Origin of the sequence: Sphingomonas sp. (assembly GCF_964263785.1) — a bacterium.
Taxonomy (GTDB): domain Bacteria; phylum Pseudomonadota; class Alphaproteobacteria; order Sphingomonadales; family Sphingomonadaceae; genus Sphingomonas.
Genome location: NZ_CAXVWL010000102.1, coordinates 1 through 4,610, shown reverse-complemented (window position 1 = coordinate 4,610; position 4,610 = coordinate 1). Strand labels below are relative to the sequence as shown.

The 4,610-nt window shown below is 69.2% G+C and carries 5 protein-coding genes; all 5 read right to left on the bottom strand.

Going from position 1 to position 4,610, the window contains the following annotated elements:
• Window positions 1-1,203 (bottom strand): FAD-dependent oxidoreductase (locus tag ACE5C1_RS13325; RefSeq protein ID WP_374944561.1); only part of this gene is annotated, 1,203 nt, incomplete at its 3' end.
• Window positions 1,200-1,829 (bottom strand): gluconate 2-dehydrogenase subunit 3 family protein, encoded by a 630-nt coding sequence (locus ACE5C1_RS13320; protein WP_374944560.1) that lies wholly within the window; start codon window positions 1,827-1,829, stop codon window positions 1,200-1,202. The genes ACE5C1_RS13320 and ACE5C1_RS13325, both read right to left, overlap by 4 nt.
• A 65-nt stretch (window positions 1,830-1,894) precedes the next feature.
• Entirely contained in the window at window positions 1,895-2,899 is a 1,005-nt protein-coding gene (locus tag ACE5C1_RS13315; protein WP_374944559.1) for an NADP-dependent oxidoreductase, read from the bottom strand.
• Between the two features lie 11 nt (window positions 2,900-2,910).
• Entirely contained in the window at window positions 2,911-3,936 is a 1,026-nt protein-coding gene (locus tag ACE5C1_RS13310) for a sugar phosphate isomerase/epimerase family protein (protein WP_374944558.1), read from the bottom strand.
• Window positions 3,933-4,610, bottom strand: a 678-nt coding sequence (locus ACE5C1_RS13305; RefSeq protein WP_374944557.1) for a Gfo/Idh/MocA family oxidoreductase, incomplete at its 5' end; no start/stop codon positions are given. The genes ACE5C1_RS13305 and ACE5C1_RS13310, both read right to left, overlap by 4 nt.

Below are 4,610 nucleotides of genomic sequence, written 5' to 3'. Positions count from 1 at the left end.
TGCGCCGAACCCCGGCCGGCTCTCAAGCGAGCGCCAGCTGGTCTGGAAGGCGAGGCCGAAGAAGACGTAGCCGCGCACGAAGTCGGCCTCGTCTTTGCCGATGTTGCGGAAGCGCGGCACGATGATGCCCGTCGGCCGATTGCCGAACGTCGTCTTGTCCTGGAAGCCCATCACGATCGCGCCGGCGCCGCCGCCGTTGACGTGGTCCATGATGAACTGCCCGAGCACGCCGCTCGAATTGGCCAGCCCGTTGGGTGCCGCGTCGGTGCGCGAGCGGAGCAGGATGCCGATCGTGTTGATCGTCGAGGCGTTGAGGAACACGACGCGCGACGAATGGAGCGTGCGCTTCTTCGTCCGGGTGTCGAGCACGCGCACCCCCGTCACCTTGCGGGTGGCCGGATCGAAGTCGAGCCCGTCGACGACGCTGTCTGTGATCACGGTCAGACGTCCGGTCGCCTTGGCGGCTGGCAAGCTGGAACTCTGCGTCGAGAAATACGCGCCGAACGAGCAGCCCCGCGCGCAGATGCCGCGGTTCTGGCAAGCCGATCGCCCGTCCTTTGCCTGCGTCAGGTGGGCCGAGCGCGCCACCGTCAGCGTGCGGCCGGGATAGGTCGCCTTGATCCGCTCCCGTAGCGCCTGCTCCACCGGCATCAGCGGAAAGGCGGGCTGGAACTTGCCGTCGGGCAAGGAGGCCACGCCCTCGCTGGCGCCCTGGACGCCGATGAAACGCTCCACCGCGTCGTACCACGGCGCGAGGTCGTCGTAGCGGATCGGCCAGTCGACGCCGTGTCCGTCCTTCGCGTTCGCCTCGAAGTCGATCGGACTCCAGCGGTAGGTCTGCCGGCCCCAGACCAGCGAACGTCCGCCCACATTGTAGGATCGGCGCCACTGGAAGGGCGCGTCGGTCGTGGTCTCGTAGGGGTGGTCGCGGTCGTTGACGAAATGCTTCTGCGTCCATTCATCAAAGTACCGACCCTTGCTCTGCACCGGGTATTGATCGCGTAGGACCCGCGGGTCGCCATAGCCGCGGAACGGGAGTTCCCAGGGTGGAATCGTCTCGGTCGTGTAGCCGCTCTGGTGCGGGATGTCGGGCCCGCGCTCGATCATCAGCACGGTCAGGCCGCGCTCGGTCAGCTCCTTGGCCGCGAGCCCGCCGGTGATGCCCGAACCCACCACGATCGCGTCGAACTGGGGGGTGTTCATGCGTTCATGTTCCTGGCGTCGGAGTCGGTGCTGTACGCCCGCGTCGCCGGCGTCACGGCCACGGCCGGGTCGTAGCGGCCGGGCACCAGCTCATAGACCAGATCCTTCGAGGCACCCGTCTCCGAGGTGTAGTAGCCGCGCAGGATGAGTGCCTTGACCTTGCTCCAGGCGGAGCGGGCGGTGGGCGGCGGGGGCGGGGCCGACGGCGGGTGTTGGGCCGCCGTCGTCGCGGCGGCGCGCTTGACCGGCGGCGGACCGGGCGGTCCCAGCGCTGCGTCGACCTTGGCGAGCACCGCGGCCCGGCGCGATGCGGGGAGCGAGCCGAACGGCTGACCGCCGGCCTTCTCGAGGTCGCGCATCAGCTCGCCCCACGTCGCGGCGGTGACGTCCGCCACGCCCGCGTCGTAGGCTGTCGCGATCCAGCGCACGACCGACGGGTCCGCCGCGCCCGGCGTGCCTGTGCGGGGGATGACGAGGTCGCAGAGCTGCTGCAGGATGTCGACGTCGAGCGGCTCCGACGCCGCATCGCCGACGCGCCCGCATCCGGCCAGTGCGGGCAGGGCGGCAGCTCCTCCGGCGACCATCAGACCACGTCGGCTCACGATCGGCGACAACTGCATAGCCATCAGACCCTCATCCCTTCCTGTAATCCATTACATAGCTTGGGGTCGCTTCGCAATGGCCGAGAACGTCATCGTGCGAGGCGAACGAGCATCTTGCCCATGTTCTCGCCGATGAAAAGATTCAGGAAGGCTTCCGGCGCGCGTTCCAGTCCGTCGACGACCGACTCGCGCCAGATGATGCGGTCGGACGCGACCCATCCACGCAGCTCCTCCACGAAGCGGGGCCGGAGGTGGGCGTAGTTGCTCACGATGAAGCCCTGCAGGAGCAGCGACTTCCCGACCACGAGCGCGAAGTTGGTCGGGCCCTGCGGCGCGGTCGCGTTGTATTGCGAGATCATGCCGCATTCCGCGAAGCGGGCGAACGGCTTGGCCGCGGCGAGCGCGGCGTCAAGGTGGGTGCCGCCGACATTGTCGAAGTACGCGTCGATGCCGTTAGGTGCCGCGCGCGCCAGCGCGCCAGCGAGATCCGGCTGCGCCTTGTAGTCGATCGCGACATCTACGCCGAAGGACGCAAGCGCCGCGGTCTTCTCCGGGCCGCCTGCCGAACCGATCACCGTGGCACCGCGAAGTTTCGCTATCTGGCACGCGAGCGAACCGACCGCGCCGGACGCCGCCGACACGAACACCGTCTCGCCCGACGCGACCTTGGCGACCTCTGTGACGCCGACATAGGCGGTCATGCCGGGCATGCCGGCGACGCCGAGAAAGGCCTGGGGTGGTAGGTCTCCGGCCGGCAGCCTTTCCACCGTTTCCGCGGGCTTAGTGAACGCCTCGCGCCATCCCCACATGCTCTGCACGAGGTCCCCGGGGCTGAACCCCGCCACCGCCGACGCGGTCACGCGACCGATCGCTCCGCCACCCATCGGCTGTCCCAGCTCGAACGGAGGCGCGTAGCTCTTCCGGTCGATCATCCGGCCGCGCATGTACGGGTCGACCGACATCCAGACGTTCTCGACCTGGACCTCGCCATCGCCGGGGTCGGGCAGGGGCACGTCCGCGAGCTCGAAATTGTCTAGCGTCGGCATCCCCGTCGGCCGCGATGCGAAGCGAATCTCCCTGGTGGTACTCGGCATGTCCGGTGCTCCTATTCTGCGCGCTTATCGCTCGCGAAATTGTCGAATGCGTGCGGCGTCACCCGGATCGTGTGCGCCCGGATGAACGGGGCGCCTTCGCGCGCGCCGTCCTCGGGATGCTTGAGCGCGCACTCCCATTCCAGCACAGGCCAGCCGGCGAAATCATGTTGCGCCAGCTTGGAAAAAATCTGGCGGAAATCGACCTGGCCGTCGCCCGGCGATCGGAAACGGCCCGGACGGTCCAGCCAGTCGACATAGCCGCCATAGACGCCGGCACGTCCCGACGGCCGGAACTCGGCGTCTTTGACGTGGAAGGCGCGGATGCGTTCGTGATAGATGTCGATGAAGGCGAGGTAATCGAGCTGCTGCAACACCAGGTGGCTGGGGTCGTACAGGATCATGGCGCGCGGGTGGCGACCGGTCGCCTCGTGGAAGCGTTCAAAGGTGAGCCCGTCGAACAAGTCCTCGCCCGGGTGGATCTCGTAGGCGAGATCGACGCCCACCTCGTCGAACCGGTCGAGCAGCGGACGCCAGCGCCGCGCGAGTTCGGCGAAGGCTTCCGCGATCTGCCCGGGCGCGCGCTGCGGCCAGGGATAAACATAAGGCCAGGCGAGCGCGCCCGAGAAGGTGACGTGGGTGGCGAGCCCGAGCCGCGCGCTGGCCGCCGCAGCGAGGCGGAGCTGTTCCTCCGCCCAGCGCGTCCGCTCGGCCGGTCTGCCGCGCAGCGGGGGTGGTGCGAAGGCGTCGAACTGCACGTCGTAGGCCGGGTGGACCGCGACGAGCTGGCCCTGAAGATGCGTCGACAGCTCGGTGATCACGACGCCGCGCTCGCGGAGCCGACCGGCGACCTCGTCGCAATAGTCCTGGCTAGCGGCCGCCTTGTCTAGGTCGAAGATGGCGGGCCGGTCGGTCGGCAGCTGCACCCCCTCGTAGCCGAGGTCGACGGCCCACGCCGCGATGCCGTCGAGGGTGTCGAACGGCGGCTGGTCGCCCAGGAACTGCGCCAGGAAGATGCCGGGTCCCTTGAGCGTCCTCACGATCCCGGTCCCTTAGTCGCGGCCCGCTCGAACGCCAGCCACCGTCCCTCGGCCGAGGACTGCACTGCCCTATCGATGAACCTCATCCCACGCACGCCTGCCGCCGCTCCCTGGAGATCGCCATCGGGCTGTCGGCCGTCCCGCACCGCGGCGGCGACGTCGCGGTAGATTGTCGCGAACGCTTCGATGAAGCCTTCCGGATGGCCCGGCGGCAATCGGCCCGCGGCGCGACCGGCGGAAGACAGGATGCCCGCGCCCGCGTGCAGCGTCGTGGTCGACCCGTCGGGCCGGTCGACGCGCAGCTCGCCCGGCCGCTCGTGCGACCAGTCGAGGCCGCCGCTCTCGCCCCAAACGCGCAGGCGCAGCCCGTTGCGCGCGCCGGCGGCGATCTGCGACGCGTGCAGGACCGCTGGCACGTCGCCCGTCAGGCGCAGGAGCACGTTGCAATCGTCGTCGAGTGTCCGGCCCGGCTTGCTCGACAGGTCCGCGATGAGTCGCTGGGCGGGCAGGCCGGTCACGAACTCCAAGATGTTGAACGCATGCACGCCGATGTCGCCGCTGCACCCGCCCGCGCCCGCGACCGACGAATCCACGCGCCAGGCCGCCTGCCGCGATCCGCCGTGTTCGATCGGTTCCGACAGCCAGCCTTGCGGGTATTCGACCACGGCCTTGCG

Coding starts and splice junctions, on each gene's coding strand:
- ACE5C1_RS13320 (WP_374944560.1), bottom strand. CDS start 1,829: ATGGCTATGCAGTTGTCGCCGATCGTGAGCCGACGTGGTCTGATGGTC.
- ACE5C1_RS13315 (WP_374944559.1), bottom strand. CDS start 2,899: ATGCCGAGTACCACCAGGGAGATTCGCTTCGCATCGCGGCCGACGGGG.